20 protein-coding genes and 3 pseudogenes are annotated in these 16855 nt (G+C 73.9%); 17 read left to right on the top strand and 6 right to left on the bottom strand.

The window, feature by feature from the left end:
• The first annotated feature begins 95 nt into the window (after positions 1 to 95).
• The 15 genes and pseudogenes from SLP03_RS08610 (at position 96) to SLP03_RS08540 (ending at position 10102) form a co-directional block, all read left to right on the top strand.
• The gene (locus SLP03_RS08610) at positions 96 to 1103 is read left to right on the top strand and encodes an ABC transporter ATP-binding protein (RefSeq protein WP_319459991.1); all 1008 of its coding nucleotides are present in this window, start codon (positions 96 to 98) and stop codon (positions 1101 to 1103) included.
• The gene (locus SLP03_RS08605; RefSeq protein WP_319459990.1) at positions 1100 to 2113 is read left to right on the top strand and encodes an ABC transporter permease subunit; all 1014 of its coding nucleotides are present in this window, start codon (positions 1100 to 1102) and stop codon (positions 2111 to 2113) included. The genes SLP03_RS08610 and SLP03_RS08605 overlap by 4 nt, the downstream gene beginning before the upstream one ends.
• A 110-nt stretch (positions 2114 to 2223) precedes the next feature.
• A complete protein-coding gene (locus SLP03_RS08600; protein ID WP_319459989.1) occupies positions 2224 to 2697 on the top strand; it encodes a DUF3263 domain-containing protein in 474 nt (157 codons plus the stop codon).
• A 99-nt stretch (positions 2698 to 2796) separates the two neighbouring features.
• Complete coding sequence (locus SLP03_RS08595) at positions 2797 to 3699, top strand: hypothetical protein (protein WP_319459988.1); 903 nt, start codon at positions 2797 to 2799, stop codon at positions 3697 to 3699.
• A 150-nt stretch (positions 3700 to 3849) separates the two neighbouring features.
• A complete protein-coding gene (locus tag SLP03_RS08590) occupies positions 3850 to 4362 on the top strand; it encodes a GNAT family N-acetyltransferase (protein ID WP_319459987.1) in 513 nt (170 codons plus the stop codon).
• A gap of 289 nt (positions 4363 to 4651) precedes the next feature.
• On the top strand, positions 4652 to 5116 hold the full coding sequence (locus SLP03_RS08585; RefSeq protein WP_319459986.1) for a hypothetical protein: 465 nt from the start codon (positions 4652 to 4654) through the stop codon (positions 5114 to 5116).
• Positions 5117 to 5118: 2 nt separating this feature from the next.
• Entirely contained in the window at positions 5119 to 6330 is a 1212-nt protein-coding gene (locus SLP03_RS08580) for an SRPBCC family protein (protein ID WP_319459985.1), read from the top strand.
• 38 nt (positions 6331 to 6368) lie between these two features.
• Positions 6369 to 6563, top strand: a pseudogene (gene gvpJ, locus SLP03_RS31560) (gas vesicle protein GvpJ); the annotation flags it as partial.
• Positions 6564 to 6771: 208 nt separating this feature from the next.
• Positions 6772 to 7548, top strand: coding sequence for a GvpL/GvpF family gas vesicle protein (locus SLP03_RS08570; RefSeq protein ID WP_319459983.1), 777 nt, complete (start codon positions 6772 to 6774; stop codon positions 7546 to 7548).
• 4 nt (positions 7549 to 7552) lie between these two features.
• Complete coding sequence (locus tag SLP03_RS08565; RefSeq protein WP_319459982.1) at positions 7553 to 7900, top strand: gas vesicle protein GvpG; 348 nt, start codon at positions 7553 to 7555, stop codon at positions 7898 to 7900.
• A 1-nt stretch (position 7901) separates the two neighbouring features.
• Positions 7902 to 8258 (top strand): gas vesicle protein, encoded by a 357-nt coding sequence (locus SLP03_RS08560; protein ID WP_319459981.1) that lies wholly within the window; start codon positions 7902 to 7904, stop codon positions 8256 to 8258.
• Between the two features lie 49 nt (positions 8259 to 8307).
• A pseudogene (gene gvpJ, locus SLP03_RS31555) lies at positions 8308 to 8460 on the top strand (gas vesicle protein GvpJ); the annotation flags it as partial.
• A gap of 160 nt (positions 8461 to 8620) precedes the next feature.
• On the top strand, positions 8621 to 9460 hold the full coding sequence (locus tag SLP03_RS08550; protein WP_319459980.1) for a GvpL/GvpF family gas vesicle protein: 840 nt from the start codon (positions 8621 to 8623) through the stop codon (positions 9458 to 9460).
• 31 nt (positions 9461 to 9491) lie between these two features.
• On the top strand, positions 9492 to 9740 hold the full coding sequence (locus tag SLP03_RS08545) for a gas vesicle protein (protein ID WP_319459979.1): 249 nt from the start codon (positions 9492 to 9494) through the stop codon (positions 9738 to 9740).
• Complete coding sequence (locus SLP03_RS08540) at positions 9737 to 10102, top strand: gas vesicle protein K (protein ID WP_319459978.1); 366 nt, start codon at positions 9737 to 9739, stop codon at positions 10100 to 10102. The genes SLP03_RS08545 and SLP03_RS08540 overlap by 4 nt, the downstream gene beginning before the upstream one ends.
• 88 nt (positions 10103 to 10190) lie before the next feature.
• Here the strand turns inward: SLP03_RS08540 and SLP03_RS08535 are convergent, their stop codons facing one another.
• The 6 genes and pseudogenes from SLP03_RS08535 to SLP03_RS08510 form a co-directional block, all read right to left on the bottom strand.
• Positions 10191 to 10664: a hypothetical protein gene (locus tag SLP03_RS08535; protein WP_319459977.1), complete on the bottom strand. Its 474-nt coding sequence runs from the start codon at positions 10662 to 10664 to the stop codon at positions 10191 to 10193.
• A gap of 44 nt (positions 10665 to 10708) precedes the next feature.
• A pseudogene (locus SLP03_RS08530) lies at positions 10709 to 11388 on the bottom strand (GTP-binding protein).
• Positions 11366 to 11656 carry a hypothetical protein gene (locus tag SLP03_RS08525; RefSeq protein ID WP_319459976.1) on the bottom strand — a complete coding sequence of 97 codons (291 nt, stop codon included), beginning with the start codon at positions 11654 to 11656 and terminating at the stop codon, positions 11366 to 11368. Before SLP03_RS08525 ends, SLP03_RS08530 begins: the two are co-directional and overlap by 23 nt.
• Positions 11653 to 12117, bottom strand: a complete 465-nt coding sequence (locus tag SLP03_RS08520) for a roadblock/LC7 domain-containing protein (protein WP_319459975.1) — start codon at positions 12115 to 12117, stop codon at positions 11653 to 11655. Before SLP03_RS08520 ends, SLP03_RS08525 begins: the two co-directional genes overlap by 4 nt.
• Positions 12114 to 12431, bottom strand: a complete 318-nt coding sequence (locus SLP03_RS08515) for a hypothetical protein (RefSeq protein WP_319459974.1) — start codon at positions 12429 to 12431, stop codon at positions 12114 to 12116. Before SLP03_RS08515 ends, SLP03_RS08520 begins: the two co-directional genes overlap by 4 nt.
• Complete coding sequence (locus tag SLP03_RS08510) at positions 12415 to 12579, bottom strand: hypothetical protein (protein WP_319459973.1); 165 nt, start codon at positions 12577 to 12579, stop codon at positions 12415 to 12417. The genes SLP03_RS08515 and SLP03_RS08510 overlap by 17 nt, the downstream gene beginning before the upstream one ends.
• A 463-nt stretch (positions 12580 to 13042) precedes the next feature.
• Between SLP03_RS08510 and SLP03_RS08505 the strand changes: the two genes are divergently transcribed.
• Positions 13043 to 15910 carry an alpha/beta fold hydrolase gene (locus SLP03_RS08505; RefSeq protein WP_319459972.1) on the top strand — a complete coding sequence of 956 codons (2868 nt, stop codon included), beginning with the start codon at positions 13043 to 13045 and terminating at the stop codon, positions 15908 to 15910.
• Positions 15910 to 16827, top strand: a complete 918-nt coding sequence (locus SLP03_RS08500; protein WP_319459971.1) for an ABC transporter permease — start codon at positions 15910 to 15912, stop codon at positions 16825 to 16827. The genes SLP03_RS08505 and SLP03_RS08500 overlap by 1 nt, the downstream gene beginning before the upstream one ends.
• Positions 16828 to 16855 lie beyond the last annotated feature (28 nt).

The following is a 16855-nucleotide window of genomic DNA, read 5'->3' as shown; positions in this document are numbered from 1 at the left end:
ATCCGGGAAACCCCGATGCATACCGGATATTGTCTTCCACTGCATACCGCGTATGGTGTCCGCTGTCACCAATTGCCTCATCGGGGGAGGTCAGCTTGTCGGCTGTCCTGGAGATCGAAGGTCTCCGCAAGACGTACCGGAGTCGTCGACGCGGGGTACGGCACGCGCTCGACGGCTTCGACATGCGGGTCGAGGCGGGCCAGGTGCACGGCTTCCTCGGCCCCAACGGCTCGGGCAAGACCACGACCCTACGGACCCTGCTCGGCCTGATCCGGCCGAACGGCGGCCGGATGGCGATCCTCGGCCACGAGGTGCCGCAGGCGCTGCCGGTGGTCGCCGCACAGGTCGGGGCGATCGTGGAGAGCCCCCAGTTCTTCCCGCACTTCTCCGCGCGGGACACCCTCGACCTGCTCGCCGGTGCGGGGCAGCTGCCCCGGCAGCGGGTGGACGAGGTGCTGGAGCTGGTCGGGCTCCGCGACCGGGCCGGCGAGCGGGTGAAGACCTACTCGCTCGGCATGAAGCAGCGGCTGGCGGTCGCCTCCGCGCTGCTCAAGAACCCGAAGCTGCTGATCCTCGACGAGCCCGCCAACGGCCTCGACCCGGGCGGCATCCGGGAGATGCGCACGCTGATGCGGGACCTCGCCGCCGCCGACATGACCGTGGTGCTCTCCAGCCACATCCTCGGCGAGATCCAGCTCATCTGCGACTCGGTCACCATCATCTCGCTGGGCCGCCGGGTCGCCTTCGGCCCGGTCGAGCAGGTGCTCGCGGCGCACTCGCAGGGTGCGGTCCGGGTCTGCCTGGAGGCGGTCACCGACCTCCCGCAGGCAGCCGACGTGCTCACCCGGGCCGGGATTCGGGTCGCCGCCGAGCCGGACCACCTGATGCTCGCCGGCGTCGACAAGCCGGCCACGGTCAGCCGCCTCCTCGCCGAGCAGGGCCTGTACGTCAGCGAGCTGGCCCCGGTCGCCGTCGACCTGGAGAGCGTCTTCCTCGAACTGACCGCCACCGCGCCGGTACCCGGCCAGCACCGGCAGGTCGATCAGTCCACGAAGGTCGGTGAGCCGGGCATCGGCGGCACCGGGGGAGGTTGGGGCGCATGAGCCTGTACGTCACCGAGCTGCGTCGGCTGGCCAAGCGCCGAATCACCCGGCTGCTGCTGGTGCTGCTCGTCCTCGGGCTGGCCGGCATCGCCACCGCCTTCGCCTTCTCCAGCCACACGCTCTCCCCGGCGGTGGTCGCCGAGGCACAGGCGAAGTCGGACGCCGACTACCAGCGGGAGCTCAAGAACTGGGAGCGGTCGGTCGCCGAGTGCGACACCGCGACCGCGCGCGGCGAGAAGACCGAGGACCGGTACGGCCCCGACTGCGGCCGGCAGTGGCAGCCGCAGCCCGAGATGTTCGACCCGAAGTGGAACCTGCCGTACCAGTTCGACTTCCGCGGTGAGTTCGGCAACTTCATGGCCGTGTTCGCGGGCGCGGTCGCGCTCTTCGCGTTCCTCGTCGGGGCGTCGTTCGTCGGGGCCGAGTGGAGTACCGGCGGGATGATGAACCTGCTGCTCTGGCGTCCGAAACGACTGGCCGTGCTCGGCACCAAGCTGGCCGCCGTGCTCACCGCGCTGCTCGGGGTGAGCGTCGTGCTCGGGGCGCTCTGGACGCTGGCCTTCTGGCTGATCGGCACGTACCGGGGCAGCACCGCGAAGGTGACCTCGGGGGTCTGGCAGTCCACGGCGATCAGCGGCGTCCGGGCGTTGGCCCTGGTGCTGGCGGTGGGGGCGGTGGCGTTCGCGCTCGCCTCGCTCGGCCGGCACACCGCGATGGCGCTCGGCGCCGCGGTCGGGGTCGGTGTCATCAGCGAGATCGGCATCCGGATGGCGGTCCAGATGGCGGGCGTCCGGTTCGGTGAGCGCTGGATGCTCTCCACCTACGCGCTGGCCTGGTTCCAGAAGCAGTGGAAGCTGTTGGACTACAAGTCCTGCGAGGTCAGCCAGGGGCAGTGCAGTCCGAAGGAGATGCTGATCACCTGGCAGGACTCCGCGCTGGTGCTCGGGTTGGGCAGCGCGCTCGTGCTGGTCGCCGCCTTCTGGACGATGCGGCGCCGGGACATCTCCTGACGGTGACCGCCGCGGACTCCGGGTCCGATGCGACCGGGGCGGACCCTGGTTAGGCTGGGGTCCCCCCGGTCGGTGCCACCGCGCCGGCCCCCGCCCTCCCGAGGAGCGCCATGTCCGCCGACGCCTCCGCGGCCGCCACCGACCGGCCCGAGCCGTCCGGACGCGTCGACGTCGAGCGTCGGCAGGGCGGTGTGGCGGTCCCGCCACCGCGTTCCGCCCCGGCCGTCGAGGCGGATCCGGCGCCGGCCGCCGCGATCGGGAACGAAGCGCCCCCGCAGCCCGACGAGCGGGTCGAGGCGGCCGAGGGTGGGCCGCCCGACGTCGAGGGCGGGCCGGCGGCCCTCGACCCGGCGGACGGGCTGACCGAACGGGACCGGCGGATCCTCGCGTTCGAGCAGCAGTGGTGGAAGCACGCCGGGGCCAAGGAGCAGGCGATCCGGGACACCTTCGGGCTATCCGCGACCCGCTACTACCAACTGCTCAACGTGTTGCTCGACCACCCGGCCGCGCTGGCCGCCGAGCCGCTGCTGATCGGCCGGCTGCGCCGGCTGCGTTCCTCGCGGGCGCGCAACCGGCGGCGCTGACCAGGGCGTACCGGTGAGTTGGCGGAGACCGGTGACGGTCCCCGCCCGCATGTCGCCGCCCGGTCCGGGTAGGCGGGCGGCGACGGAGGGAGCGAACGGATGGGGGCACCAGACCGCCGGTACCCGACCGGGAGTCGGCCGGCACGGCCGGTCGGGGCGGCGCCGATGATGCGGGTCCGCTCCGCCTCCGCCGCCGCGCCGGGCCGGCCGGAGAACGAGGATGTGGTCTTCCGCCTCGGCCCGCTGGTCGGGGTGCTCGACGGGGCGACCGTGCCGGAGGGCTTCGACACCGGGTGCGTGCACGGCCCCGCGTGGTACGTCCGGCACCTGGCCGCCCGGATCGGCCTGGCGCAGGCGGCCCGCCCGGCGGCGACCCTGATGAGCAGCCTCGCGGCGGCCATCCTGGCGGTCCGCGCCGACCACGGCGGCGACTGCGACCTCGACCACACCGGGACGCCGTCCTCCACCGTCTGCCTGCTCCGCGAGGGCGGGGACCAGGTGGACTACCTGGTGCTCTGCGACAGCCCGCTGGTGCTGGACGCCGGCGGCCGGGTGAGCGTGGTCTCCGACGAGCGGCTGGACACCGCGACGGCGGAGCTGCGCCGTACCGCCGCGGACCTGCCGGGCGGCGAGGTCGATCCGGTGACCCGGTTCCGCCACGCGGTCATGGTGCAGCGGGAGCGGATGAATCGGACGCACGGCTACTGGGCGGCCGCCGCCGACCCGGACGCCGCGTACCACGCGGTGACCGGGACGCTGCCGCTGCGCGGACCGGGGGCGCTGCGCCGGGCGGCGCTGCTCAGCGACGGCGCGTCCTGCGCGGTCGAGCAGTTCGGCCTCTTCGACTGGGCGGGGTTGCTGGACGTGACCGCCGTCGAGGGACCGGAGGGGTTGATCGCGCGGGTCCGGGCCGCCGAGCGCGACCACGCGGACCGGCTGCGCCGGCACAAGCGGACCGACGACGCCTCGGTGGTGTTCTGCGAGTTCGACCCGGCGGACTGAGCCGGGCGTCCGCCGTCGGGAGACCGGTCCGACAGCGGAGCGTGAGGCGAAACACAGCGGGAGGTCCGACCGGCCGGTACGTTCCGCCGGACCGGCAGTCCCCGCCCGAAGGGCTGGACGCCGGCCGGTAGGGGCGGCAGACTGCGGCACGTGGCGGGTGCGGTACGGCTTGAGCCGGTGGACGAGCGGAACCTGGAGCCGTTGCTCTCCGTAGCGGCCGCCGAGGCGGAGCCCGACGACGTGATGCCCCCGGTGGTGGACGCCCCGGCCGGCTGGTCGCTGGCCCGCCGGGAGGCCTTCCGCGACTTCCATCGGGCCAGCTTCGCCGGCCTGGGCGGCCCCACCCACACCCGGATGTACGCCATCCTGGCTGGCGGTGAGGTGGTCGGCATGGTCCGGATGACCCGCTGTGACCAGCCCGGCATCGTGGAGACGGGGATGTGGCTGGGGCGCTCGGCCCGGGGGCAGGGTCTCGGCGCGGCGGCGCTGCGGGAGCTGCTGAACGCGGCGGCCGCGGCCGGTATGCGCACCGTCGTGGCCGAGACGACGCCGGACAACGTCGGCGCGATTTCGGTATTGCGGAAATGCGGCGCGCGATTGCGGGAGGACGGCGGCAAGGTGCGCGCGGAGATGTGTCTGGATTCGGCCCTGCCGGCCCTTTGAGTCCTTTGCTTTCCATGCGTGCACTAGCGGCTTCTACCTGCTAAAAACAATTCTTCTGGCCGGTTTGCGAGGCTTCCTCACCGCCGTGGCGGCCTATCCGAATGCCCTGTGACGAACCCCGCGGGAACTGCGGGTAAATGTTTCGTGGGTGGGCCCCCGGGTACTGCCGGCCGGGTCCGCTAATACGGGATACCCGGTCGCAGGCCTATTTCGCGCTACTCCCCGGAGCTGGTTTCCGGCCTGCCCGACGAAGCGGTGTCCGCGTCCCCCGGGGAGCGAAGGAGAACTGATGAAGAGCGGAGCAAAGGTCGCGTTGGCGGTGGGCTTCGGCTACGTCCTCGGCCGCCGTAAGAAGTTGCGTACCGCCCTCACGTTGGCCGCCGCGGTGGCCGCCGGCCGGGCCAGCCAGAATCCAGGCGGCCTGCTGAAGTACGGCACCAACCTGCTGAACGCCTCCCCCCAGCTGGGCAACCTCTCCAGGCTCGGCAGCCCCCTGGCCACGGCCGGCAAGGCGGCGGCGAGCGCCGCCGCCGGCAGCGGCATCGACGCCCTCAGCGGAAAGCTGCGCGGCAGCGCCGACTCGCTCCGCCGGAGGTCCGGCGGCGGCCAGCCGGAAGAGGAGGCCGCCGGCGAGCGCTCGGCGCCCGACGAGGAGCAGGAGCTCGACGACCAGCCCGAGGCCCGGGACGACGACCGCGACGACTACGACCGCGACGAGCGGCCCGTCCCGGCGCGCCGGCAGCGGGGGCGGTGATCATGGCGACCAACCCGAACCTCGCGGACCGGGCACGCGAGCAGCTCGGCGGCGAGCTGCGCAACCTGGCGACCGCGGTCGGTGAGCGGGCGGTCCAGGTGGTGACCGAGCGGCTCACCGGCGCCAGCGGCCGGCTCAGCGACTACGCGAAGTCCGGCGGCGGCCCCGGCCTGATCGCCGCCGCCACCGGCGCGCAGAAGCTCGCCGAGGGTCACTCCCCGATGAAGGCCATGTTCCATGCCGGCCTGGCCGGCGGTAAGGAGAAGTTGATGTCGGCGTTCGGTGGTGGCGGCGGCAAGGGCGGCAAGGGCAAGAAGAAGCTCAAGGTCACCAACATCGTCGAGACCATCGAGGTCGGCGTGCCGGTCCGGGTCGCGTTCAACCAGTGGACGACGTTCGGCGACTTCCCGAGCTTCATGAAGAAGGTCGAGCAGGCCGACAAGGAGTCCGACGAGAAGATGACCTGGAAGGCGCAGGTCTTCTGGTCGCACCGGAGCTGGGAGTCGACCATCGTCCGGCAGCTCCCGGACCGCCTCATCCACTGGCGCTCGAAGGGCAAGAAGGGCTCGGTGGACGGCACGGTCAGCTTCCACGAGGTCGGCCCGAACCTGACCCGCATCCTGGTCGTGCTGGAGTACCACCCGCAGGGCCTCTTCGAGCACACCGGCAACATGTGGCGGGCCCAGGGCCGACGGGTGCGGCTGGAGCTGAAGCACTTCGTCCGGCAGGTGATGACCCAGACCGTCCTGGACCCGGACTCGGTCGAGGGCTGGCGCGGTGAGATCGAGGACTCCCAGGTGGTCAAGGACCACGAGACCGCGCTGCGCGAGGAGCAGGAGCAGCGCGAGCAGGAGGAGCAGGGCCGGGCGGAGGAGCCCGAGGAGGAGCCGGAGGAGGAGCGCGCGGAGCGCCGACCGGCCGAGCGCGCCCGCCAGCGTCCGCCGCAGCGCCGTCGTCCGCCGGAGGAGCAGGAAGAGGAGTACGAGGCCTACGAGGAGGGCGAGGACTTCGACGAGGGGTACGAGGAGGAGGAGCCCGAGGAGGAGCAGGCGCCGCCGCGTCGCCGGCAGCCCGAGCGGGCCCGCCGCCAGCAGCCGCGGGAGGAGCGGGAGCCGCGCCAGGAGCCGGAGCGCCCCCGCCCGGCGGCCCGTCGGGCCCCGGAGGCACCACGACGGCCGGTGGTCCGCCGCCGGCGTGAGGAGCGTGACCAGTGAGCATCGCGACTACGAGCGGCGGCCAGGGCGGTAGCGCCCTGGAACGCGGCGGAGCCGGCGGCGGTGGTGGTGGCGGCGGCACCCTCGCCGACGTGGTGGAGACGGTGTTGGACAAGGGCGTGGTGATCGACGCCCAGGTGTCGATCGCTGTGGTCGGCATCCAGCTGCTGGAGATCAACGCTCGGATCGTGATCGCCAGCGTCGACACGTACCTGCGGTTCGCCGAGGCGGTCGACCGGCTGAGCATCGTGCCCAAGGGCACGAAGGGGCTGCCCGACCTGGTGGGGGACGCGGCCGGGGCGGCGACCAAGGGCAAGGCGATCTCCGGCCTCGGCAAGGCCGCCCAGGAGATCAGCGGCGCGGTGGCGGACTCGCTGAGCGACCGCGGCTCCGACCGGGAGCGGGAGCGGCCACGCCGACGCCGGGACGAGGAGCGTTGAGATGACCGACGAGCAGGCGCAGCCGGCCGGCGAGGCCGGGTTGTTCATCTACGGCATCGTGCCGTCCGACGTGGAGCCGACCCCGGACGCGGAAGGGGTCGGCGACCCGCCGGGCGCGGTGACCGTGGTCCGGCACGGGGACCTGGCGGCGCTGGTCAGCGAGGTTGGGTTGACGGAGCCGATGGGCCGCCCGGCCGACCTGACCGCGTACCAGACGCTGCTGGACGGGACGGCGGCGGTCGCACCGGTGCTGCCGGTCCGGTTCGGCACGGTGGTGACCGGGCCGGACGCGGTCGAGGACCTGCTGGAGGCGCACCACGACCGGTTCGCCGCCGCTCTCGACGAGTTTGAGGACCGGGTGCAATACACCGTGCACGGCCGCTTCGACGAGGAGGAGATGATCAGCGACTTCCTCGCCGCGAACAGCTCCGCCGCCGCGCTCGCCGACCAGGTGCGCGGCCGCCCCGAGGTGCAGAGCCGGGAACAGCGGATCCGGCTCGGCGAGATGATCAGCCAGGGGGTGGAGCTGCGCCGGGAGGCGGAGAACCGGGCGCTGATCGACGCGCTCACCCCGTACGCGGTGGCGCACGCGCCGCGCCCGCCGAGCAGCGAACTCGACGCGATGAACGTCGCCTTCCTGGTCGCCACCGACTACGAGGAGGACTTCGTCCGGGCGGTCGAGGACTTCGCCGAGCAGCGGCGGGACCTGATCCGGATGCGGCTGCTCGGTCCGCTCGCCCCGTACGACTTCGTCAGCGCGCACCAGCTGGCGGGGTGAGCAGATGGACATCCTCTGGGGGCTGCTGACCCTGCCGTACGCCCCGGTGCGGGGCCTGACCTCGATCGTCAAGGTGATCGCCCGGGAGGCGGAGTCGCGGCAGCACAACCCGGTCAACATCCGGCGCGAGCTGGAGGAGCTGGACCGGGCGGCGGCGGCCGGCGACATCACGCCGGAGGAGCGGGACCGGGGACAACAGCAGGTCCTGGACCGGCTGACGACACCGGCCGGCGGCGCGGGACTTACCCGTCCCGGCGCCGCCGGTCGCCGGCCGCCGCCGGCCGGGCGGGAAACCGGGCGGCGGCGGACCGCCGGTCGACGGGGTGACCAGGACCGCGGGCGAGGGGACTGAGATGACGGCAGCAAGGATCCGCGGCGACGGCGACCGGGAGCACTGGCGCGACCGGGGCGCCCGCGACGACGACCGGCCCGCCGACGAGGAGGAGTACGAGGAGATCTCGGCCGCCGAGGCGGCCCGGGAGGGGCTGCGCCAGATCGTCGGGCTGACCGGCAAGGACCCGCTCGGCATCACCTCGATCCAGCCCACCGACAACGGCTGGCTGGTCGGGGTGGAGGTGGTCGAGGACCACCGGATCCCCGCCTCCACCGACCTGCTCGGCCTCTACGAGGTGGAGCTGGACATGACGGGCAGCCTGCTCGGCTACCGGCGGGCCCGCCGGTACCAGCGGGGCAAGGGCGACGGGGGCTGAGATGACGATGGCGGGGCCACCCTCGGTGGTGCAGAACTCCGGCCAGGTCATGCCGGCCGGGAACGAGCCGGCGAACCTCGGCGACATCCTCGAACGGGTGCTCGACCGGGGCATCGTGATCGCCGGCGACATCCGGGTCAGCCTGCTCGACATCGAGCTGCTGACCCTCAAGCTGCGGCTGGTCATCGCCTCGGTGGACACCGCGCGGCAGATCGGCATCGACTGGTGGGAACACGACCCGTGGCTCAGCTCGCGGGCCCGCCCGCCGGTCGAGCCGGGGCCGCGTGCCCCGGAGGAGGTGGAGGCGTCCCGGCGGCCCCGGGTGGCCGCGCGGGCCGAGCGGGAGGAGCGGGAGGAGCGGAATGAGTACGACCGCTGAGACCACGCCGGCGGACGGCGCCCCGGAGACCGGGACGGGCGTCTGGCTGCACGGCGTGACCGTCGATGTCGACCCGGCCACGCTCGCCGGGGTCGCCGGGATGGACGGCGCCCCGGTCCGTGCGGTCCGGGCCGCCGGCCTGACCGCGGTGGTCAGCGCCGCCCCGCTGGCCGAGTACGGCGAGGCGGCGCTGCGCCGCAACCTGGAGGACCTGGCCTGGTTGGAGCGGGCCGCGCGGACCCACCACACGGTGGTGGACGCCCTGTCGCGGGCCGGCGCGGTGGTGCCGGCCCGGCTCGCCACCGTGCACCGCGACGACGACCGGGTGGCCGGGGTGCTCGCCGAGCGCCGCGACGAGCTGGCCGCCACGCTGGCCCGGCTCACCGGCCGCGAGGAGTGGGGCGTCAAGGGGTACGTCGCCCCCGGCGCGCTGCCCGGGACGGCGGAGCCCGCGGGCGGCGGCGGGGCCGGCGCGGCGTACCTGCGGCGGCGACGGGCGCAGCTCACCGCCCGGGAGGAGGGGCAGCGGATCGCCGCGGACGCCGCCGCCACCGTCCACGCCGCACTCGCCGGGTACGCGGTCGCCGCCCGTCGGCACGCCCCGCAGGACCGGCGCCTCTCCGGCGCGGCCACCGCGATGGTGCTCAACGGCGCGTACCTGATCGACCGGAGCCGCCTGGCGGGCTTCTCGGAGCTGGTCGGGGCGCTGGCCGACGGGCACCCGGAGCTGCGGCTGGAGCTGACCGGCCCGTGGCCGCCGTACTCCTTCGTGGCCGAGCCGTCGGCCGAGCCGGCACATCCGGTGCGCCGGGAGCCGGCGTGACCGCCGCGGTGGCCGCCGCGCGGGGGCCCGCATGGCGTTGACCTCGCTCTCCCCGAGCAGCGCCGACGACCCGTCGGCCTACCGGCCGGTGGCGCTGGTCGACCTGCTCGACCGGGTGCTGGCCACCGGTGTGGTGATCAGCGGCGACATCACCATCGCCATCGCCGACATCGACCTGGTCCGGATCTCGCTCCGCGCCCTGATCGCCTCGGTCGGCGCGCTCGCCCCGCCCGAGCTGCCCGCCGCCGACGCCGGCACATCCGTGTTGGAGATGCGATGACCGGGCCGGATCGGGGCCGGGACGAGGCGGCGGACCTGGCGGCGGAGCTGGGGGAGCAGCGGTGGGAGGCGCCCCGGGTCCGGCCACTGGACCGCCGGCTCGCCGTGGATTCCGACTCGGTCGAGCGCGGCCTGGCCAGCCTGGTGCTCACCGTCATCGAGCTGCTGCGGCAGCTCATGGAACGGCAGGCGCTGCGCCGGGTCGACCTCGGCGACCTCACCGAGGAGGAGGTCGAGCGGGTGGGGGCCACGTTGATGGCCCTCGAGGAGCAGATGACCCAGCTCCGCGAGTACTTCGGGCTGTCGCCCGAGGACCTCAACCTCGACCTCGGCCCGCTGGGCCCGCTGCTGCCGACGGACTGACGGCGGGGCAGCCGGAGCGGGTTCCGGGCCGGTGGATCTCCGTTCGGGCCGGTCGCGGCACGTGCGCGTGCACGTGCGGCGGTGGGTGTCAGAGCGGCCCGGTGTCCTCCAGCAGCGACGGTTCGCGCCGGATCATCTCGGCCAGCCGGGCCGCCGGGTCCGCGCTCAGCCCGTCCTGGCCGGGGGCCGGCACGGTCTTCACCGACATCGGCCAGGCCGGCGGCGGCGCGACCGCCGCCTCCGCGCCGACCGTCACGTCCGGCCCGGCCGAGGAGACCCGCAGCGGGTACGCCTGCCCGTCGTGCTCCACGCGCAGGGTGACGACCAGCCCGGGGTGCTCGGCGACCACCCGGCGTACCGCCTCGGCCACCTCCTCCACCGGGTCCCGGTCGACCGGGCGGCTTCCGCCCCGCAACCGGTACGCGCCGTGCCCGTCCCGGGGTGACTCGGCCGGTACGGGCTCCTCCTCGGCGACCTCCTCGCCCGGACCGCCCGCGCGACGCCGCAGCGCCTCCTCCCGGCGGGCCAGCCGGGCCAGGGTCTCGTCCAGATCACCTCTCATCACGTCCACCCCTTTCCATGAAACGGGTCGAACCGACGGTCGGTTCAGGCACCATTCTCCCGGGTCGCCCGGTCCAAGGCGCGATCCAGGACGACCAGCAGGGCGTCCCGTACCGAGAGCCGGTCCCGGGCGTCGAACTGCACCAGCGGAACGTGGTCGCCGATCGCCAGCGCCCACCGGATCGAGGCCAGGTCGTGCGCGAGCCGCCCGTCGAAGGCGTTCACCCCGACCACGAAGGGCAGCCCGGAGCGCTCGAAGAAGTCGACCGCGGGGTAGCAGTCGTCCATCCGGGCGCTGTCGACCACCACCAGCGCACCGAGCGCGCCCCGGGCCAGGTCGTCCCACATGAAGCCGAACCGCGCCTGCCCCGGCGTGCCGAAGAGGTAGAGCTTGAGGCTGCGGTCGATGGTCACCCGGCCGAAGTCCATCGCCACCGTGGTGGTGGTCTTGGTGAAGCGTACGCCGGGGTCGTCGACGCCGATCCCGGCGCTGGTCATCCCCGCCTCGGTGGTGAGCGGGGCGATCTCGGAGATCGCACCCACCGTGGTGGTCTTGCCGACACCGAACCCACCGGCGATCAGGATCTTCACCGGGATCGGGCGGCGCGGTCCGGCCGGCGGCCGCCCCGGGCCCGGGGCGGCACGCCGTACCAGGTGGCGGCGCTGTTGGCGGCGAGCCCGCCGGTCGCGGCGGCGGGCCATTCAGGAGATCGCACGGAGTCCATCAATCACTCGCAGGATGACGTCGGGGTCAAGCCGGGCGGTCACCTGGGTCTCCAGCCCGATCGCCGGGTCGGCCCCGTCCACCCGCCCGGCGGTCAGCACGAACGGACGCGGGCCCCCCGGCTGTCCGGCGTCTCCCTCGGCCTCGTCGGCGGGGTACGGCGGGGCCGAGGGCGCCGGCTCGCCGGCCGGGGACGGCGACCGCAGGTAGGGACGGATCCGGACGTCGGGTTCCGGGTCGGGTTCCTCGCCGGCCACCTCCTGGGTCATTGCTGTACGGCGTTCTTCAGCTCGGCGATGAGTCGCGGGCTCAGGGCGCCGCCGGCCCGGCCGGCGAAGAGGGTCATCTCGTACGCCACCGTGCCGAGGTTGGCCGACCGGTCGGCGACCACGCCGAGGACCGAGCCGCTGCTGATCGCGGTGATCAGCAGGTAACCCTCTGCCATGTCCACGATCACCCGGTTCAAGCCGCCGAGCGCGTACCAGCTGGCCGCGCCGCCGGCGAGGCTGGTCATCCCGGAGACCACCGCGGCGAGCCGCTCGGCGTTGGACCGGTCCTTGATCGCGGACATCGCCATCAGCAGCCCGTCCGAGGAGACCGCGATCGCCTCCATCACCCCGGCTGTGCTGGAGGTGAACGAATCGAGCAGCCAGTTGAAGGTGCGGGCCTCCGGGCTGAGTTCCCCGGTGTGCTGGTGGTCGACGTTGTCGTGCAGGAAGGGGTTGGTCACCGTGATGATTCCTCTTCGTGGCGATGGTGGTCTGGACCGACTTCGCGCAATGCGCGGGCGACGCCCGCCTCGAACTCGGTGATGAGGTGGCGGACCTCGGCCGGGTCTCCGGGGTGCTGGCTGGCGACCGGCGCGTGGGGCGGGGCGACGGCCAGGTTCGCCCCGGGCACCCGCTGGCTCAGCCGGGGCCGGTCGGGGGTCGGCTCGACCGGGGTGGCGCTCCGCTCGGCGCGGCGTAACCCGGCCTGGAACTCCTCGACGAGGGCGCGGACGGCGGACGGGTCGGCGGGGGTGGCGTCAACGGGACCGACCACCGGGGCGGTCCGCGGCGGCCTGGGCGTCCACCAGCGCTTCGGTGACCGGGCCGAGGGCGCGCAGGTACTGCACGCCGAGCCGTTCCCGGGTCGCCAGGTCACGGTCGTCCCCGGTCAGCCGGTGCGTCTGGGCGAAGAGCAGCCCCACCGGGGCCAGCAGGGCCGCGACGAGCAGCAGGGCAGGACACGGCCCGGTAGGGAGGGCCGTCGACGGACCCGCGGCGCGGGGACTGTCATGGTCTGTCTCCTCCGGCGACGGCGGGGGACTCCTCCGGTGGCGGGGGTCGCCGATGCAGTCCCATACACCGGACCGGAAAACTAGTCGACCCGCGCGGGGGTGTGACCGCCGTCGCTGAGTCAGCTTCACGTCACTTCGAGCGATGTCACGTCTCGTTGACCTCGTCGACACACAGCGTCTCGCGAGCCATGCGTCATGGATGCATCGGAACCGGTTTATAGGGCTACATGTGAATTCACGTGATCCGAATCAACTCGCTGGGATGTTCTGGACGTTGCGCGGTCGATCGGACCCGCCCGCCGATCGGAGCAACCGGATGGACGTACGGCGGATCTCAGGGAACGCTCAGGGTCCGCGCCGTACCGTGTGCCGCATGAGATCACCGCTGTCGGCCGCGCGGATCCGGCGTGCCCTGGCCACCCGCCGACGCCGCGTCGTCGCCGCGTCGGTGGTGGTCGTCCTGGCGGCCGCCGTCGTCTGGGTGGCCCGGCCGGAGCGGGCCGCCTTCCGGACCGAGTCGGCGACGGTGACCGTCCGATCCGGAGCGACCGGCGACCAGCCGGTCGACCTGGACACCACGCTCTACCTGCCGCAGGACGCCTCCGCCGACCGGAAGGTCCCGGCGGTGCTGCTCGCGCACGGCTTCGGCGGCACCAAGGAGTCCGTCCGCTCCGACGCCGAGGACCTGGTCGGGCGCGGCTACGCGGTGCTCGCCTGGACCGCGCGGGGCTTCGGCCGCAGCGGCGGCGAAATCCACCTGGACAGCCCCGACTACGAGGTGCGGGACGCCCAGCGCCTGCTCGACCGGCTCGCCGCCCGCCCCGACATCCGGACCGACGCCGCCGGGGATCCCCGGGTCGGCGTGGTCGGCGGGTCGTACGGCGGCGGCCTGGCGCTGCTGCTGGCCGCCCAGGACCCCCGGGTCGACGCGATCGTCCCGATGATCACCTGGAACGACCTCTCCCGCGCCTTCCTGCCGGAGAACACCGGGAAGGCGCCCACCGAGGGCGTGTTCAAGAAGGGCTGGGCCGGCATCTTCTTCGGTGGCGGCGGCTCCACGGGCTCGGGGCCGGCCGGCATCTCCGGCACCACCGCCGCCCAGCCGGAAGGAGCGCCGGCGTCGGCCGGCGCGCCCAGCCCGCAGCCCGGCGGGGGCCCCGGCACCGGTTCCGGTCGCGCCCCGGCCGGCGCCGCCGACCCGTCCTGCGGCCGGTTCGCCGCCGACGTCTGCGCCGCGTACCTGCGGATCGCCACCACCGGCCGGGCCGACGCCGAAGCGGTGGACCTGCTGCGCCGCTCCTCCCCGGCCGGCGTGCTCGACCGGATCAAGGCGCCCACCCTGCTGGTGCAGGGGGAGGCGGACACCCTCTTCCCGTTGACCGAGGCGGACGCGAACGCCCGGGGGATCGCCGCCGCCGGCACCCCCGTGCGGGTCGCCTGGTTCACCGGCGGCCACGACGGCGGCGCGGGGCCGACCAGCGACTCCGACCGGGTGAAGTTCCTGACCGCGCAGTGGCTCGACCACTACGTCAAGGGGGAGGGCGCGGCGCCGGGCGACGGCTTCACCTTCTCCCGGATCGCCGGCTTCGACGCGCTCGACCGGGGTCTGGTGGCCACCGGCTACCGCACCGCCGACTATCCGGGCGTCACCGGCGATGCCCGCCGCGAGGTCCAGGTCGCCGGCCCGGCCCAGCAGATCGCCAACCCGCCCAACGGCAACCCGGCGGCCATCTCCGCGGTGCCGTTCGCCGGGGCGCTGGGCTCGCTGCTGGACGGGGTGGCCGGCGACATACCCGGCCAGCACGCCCGGTTCGAGTCCGCGCCGCTCGACGCGGCGGTGGACGTGGTCGGCGCGCCGACCTTCGCCGTCCGGGCGGCGTCGCCGACCGGCGAGGCGGTGCTCTTCGTCAAGCTCTACGACGTCGACCCGAACGGCGCTGCCACGCTGCCCGACGGCCTGGTCGCCCCGGTCCGCCTCACCGGCCTGCCGAAGACGATCGACGCGGCGCAGCCCGTCCCGGTCACGCTGCCGGCGATCGTCCGCCGGATCGAGGCCGGGCACCGGCTGCGGGTCGTCGTGGCGACCTCCGACCAGGCGTACGCCACGCCACCCGAGCCGACCGTCTACACGGTCGCCCCCGGTGGCGGCGCGCTGACCCTGCCGACCGTCGACGGCGAGCCGATCCCCACCACGGCCACGATCTGGCGCTGGGTGCTGGCCGGCCTGCTCGCCGCCGTCGCGGTCGGGCTCGTCGTGGTCGTTCTGGTCGCCCGCCGCCGGCACCGCCGCCAGGACAGCTCCGTCCACCCGGAGTACGCGGGCATCCCGCTCGCCGTCCGCCAGCTCCGCAAGGAGTACGCGGACGGCTTCGTCGCCGTCTCCCACGTGGACTTCGAGGTGCATCCCGGCCAGGTGGTCGGCCTGCTCGGCCCGAACGGCGCCGGCAAGACCACCACCCTGCGGGTGCTGATGGGGCTCACCCAGCCGACGGCCGGGGAGATCTACGTCTTCGGGCACCGGCTGGTGCCCGGCTCGCCGGTGCTCTCCCGGATCGGCGCGCTGGTGGAGGGGCCGGGCTTCCTGCCGCACCTGTCCGGCCTGGACAACCTGAAGGCGTACTGGCGGGCGACCGGGCGGCCGTGGGAGGACGCGCACTTCGACCAGGCGTTGGAGATCGCCGGCCTGGGCTCCTCGGTGCACCGGCGGACCAAGAACTACAGCCACGGCATGCGGCAGCGGCTGGCCATCGCCCAGGCCATGCTCGGCCTGCCGGAGCTGCTGGTGCTCGACGAGCCGACCGACGGCCTCGATCCGCCACAGATCGCCGAGATGCGCCGGGTGCTCCAGCGGTACGCCACCGACGGCCGGGCGGTGCTGGTCTCCAGCCACCTGCTCGCCGAGGTGGAGCAGACCTGCACCCACGCCGTGGTGGTGAACAAGGGCCGGATCGTGGCGTCCGGCCCGGTCGAGGAGATCGTCGGCGACTCGCCGAGCGTGCTCTTCGACGTGACCGACCCGGACGCCGCGCGGACGGTGCTGGGCCGGCTGCACGGGGTCCGGGTGCTGCCCGACGGCGACGGCGGCCTGGTGGTGGACACCAACGGCACCGCGCGCAGCGAGGTGGTGGCCGAGCTGGTCCGGGCCGGCATCGGGGTGGACCGGGTGGTGCCCCGGCGCCGCCTGGAGGACGCGTTCCTCGCCCTGGTGGGCGAGAACTCTCGGGGAAGCGGGGACCGGTGATGGCTCAGTCGTCTTCCGTCGGCGCCGGTGGCGGCGGCCGGTCGGATCTGGCGGGCGCGGTCGGCCCGGGCGGGGCGGCGGGTTACCGGCCGTCGGCCACCCTGCCGTTCGGGGCGGAGTTCCGCCGGCAGGCGTCGCGCCGGCGTACCCAGCTGGCGCTCGGGTTCATGGTGCTGCTGCCGCTGATCATCCTGGTCGCGTTCCAGTTCAACTCCGGCGGCAACGAGGACAACGGGCGTAACGAGTTCGGCAGCCTGGTCGACCTGGCCACCTCGGGCGGCCTCAACTTCACCCTCTTCTCGATCTTCGTGTCGGCGTCGTTCCTGCTGGTCGTGGTGGTGGCGCTGTTCTGCGGGGACACGGTGGCCAGCGAGGCGAGCTGGGGCAGCCTGCGCTACCTGCTGGCCATCCCGGTGCCCCGGGCCCGGCTGCTCGCGGTGAAGCTGCTGGTCGCGCTCGCGTACTCGGCGCTGGCCCTGCTGCTGCTCGCGGGCACGGCGCTGCTCGCCGGCACCCTCCGGTACGGCTGGTCGCCGCTGCGCAGCCAGGTCTCCGCCGAGCTGGCGCCCGGCGAGGGGCTGCTGCGGTTGCTGGCGGTCCTCGGGTACCTGGCGGTCGTCCTGCTGGTGGTGGCGGGGCTGGCGTTCCTGCTCTCGGTGACCACGGACGCGGCGCTCGGCGCGGTCGGCGGCGCGGTGCTGCTCTGGATCCTCTCCAGCATCCTGGACCAGATCACCGCGCTCGGCGGCCTGCGCGCCTTCCTGCCGACCCACTACAGCAGCGCCTGGCTGGGGCTGCTGTCCACGCCGGTGCAGACCGACGACGTGGTCCGGGGCGCCATCTCGGCGATCAGCTACGCGACGCTCTTCTGGGGGCTGGCCTTCTGGCGCTTCACCCGCAAGGACATCACCAGCTGACGCCGGTCACCGTTTGATCGACCTGCCG

The sequence above is a fragment of the Micromonospora sp. RTP1Z1 genome (genome assembly GCF_033804685.1).
In the GTDB taxonomy this organism is placed as follows: Bacteria; Actinomycetota; Actinomycetes; order Mycobacteriales; family Micromonosporaceae; genus Micromonospora.
Note: the sequence above shows the minus strand (reverse complement) of the source record. Positions and strands in the feature narration are given on the sequence as shown.

Bases quoted from the DNA above. Each gene is read 5' to 3' on its own strand.
- SLP03_RS08545 (WP_319459979.1), top strand. From the start codon at position 9,492: ATGGCGTTGACCTCGCTCTCCCCGAGCAGCGCCGACGACCCGTCGGCC.
- SLP03_RS08535 (WP_319459977.1), bottom strand. From the start codon at position 10,664: ATGAGAGGTGATCTGGACGAGACCCTGGCCCGGCTGGCCCGCCGGGAG.
- SLP03_RS08505 (WP_319459972.1), top strand. From the start codon at position 13,043: ATGAGATCACCGCTGTCGGCCGCGCGGATCCGGCGTGCCCTGGCCACC.
- SLP03_RS08585 (WP_319459986.1), top strand. From the start codon at position 4,652: ATGAAGAGCGGAGCAAAGGTCGCGTTGGCGGTGGGCTTCGGCTACGTC.
- SLP03_RS08560 (WP_319459981.1), top strand. From the start codon at position 7,902: ATGACGGCAGCAAGGATCCGCGGCGACGGCGACCGGGAGCACTGGCGC.
- SLP03_RS08605 (WP_319459990.1), top strand. From the start codon at position 1,100: ATGAGCCTGTACGTCACCGAGCTGCGTCGGCTGGCCAAGCGCCGAATC.
- SLP03_RS08525 (WP_319459976.1), bottom strand. From the start codon at position 11,656: ATGACCCAGGAGGTGGCCGGCGAGGAACCCGACCCGGAACCCGACGTC.
- SLP03_RS08550 (WP_319459980.1), top strand. From the start codon at position 8,621: ATGAGTACGACCGCTGAGACCACGCCGGCGGACGGCGCCCCGGAGACC.
- SLP03_RS08500 (WP_319459971.1), top strand. From the start codon at position 15,910: ATGGCTCAGTCGTCTTCCGTCGGCGCCGGTGGCGGCGGCCGGTCGGAT.
- SLP03_RS08580 (WP_319459985.1), top strand. From the start codon at position 5,119: ATGGCGACCAACCCGAACCTCGCGGACCGGGCACGCGAGCAGCTCGGC.
- SLP03_RS08540 (WP_319459978.1), top strand. From the start codon at position 9,737: ATGACCGGGCCGGATCGGGGCCGGGACGAGGCGGCGGACCTGGCGGCG.
- SLP03_RS08595 (WP_319459988.1), top strand. From the start codon at position 2,797: ATGGGGGCACCAGACCGCCGGTACCCGACCGGGAGTCGGCCGGCACGG.
- SLP03_RS08570 (WP_319459983.1), top strand. From the start codon at position 6,772: ATGACCGACGAGCAGGCGCAGCCGGCCGGCGAGGCCGGGTTGTTCATC.
- SLP03_RS08600 (WP_319459989.1), top strand. From the start codon at position 2,224: ATGTCCGCCGACGCCTCCGCGGCCGCCACCGACCGGCCCGAGCCGTCC.
- SLP03_RS08565 (WP_319459982.1), top strand. From the start codon at position 7,553: ATGGACATCCTCTGGGGGCTGCTGACCCTGCCGTACGCCCCGGTGCGG.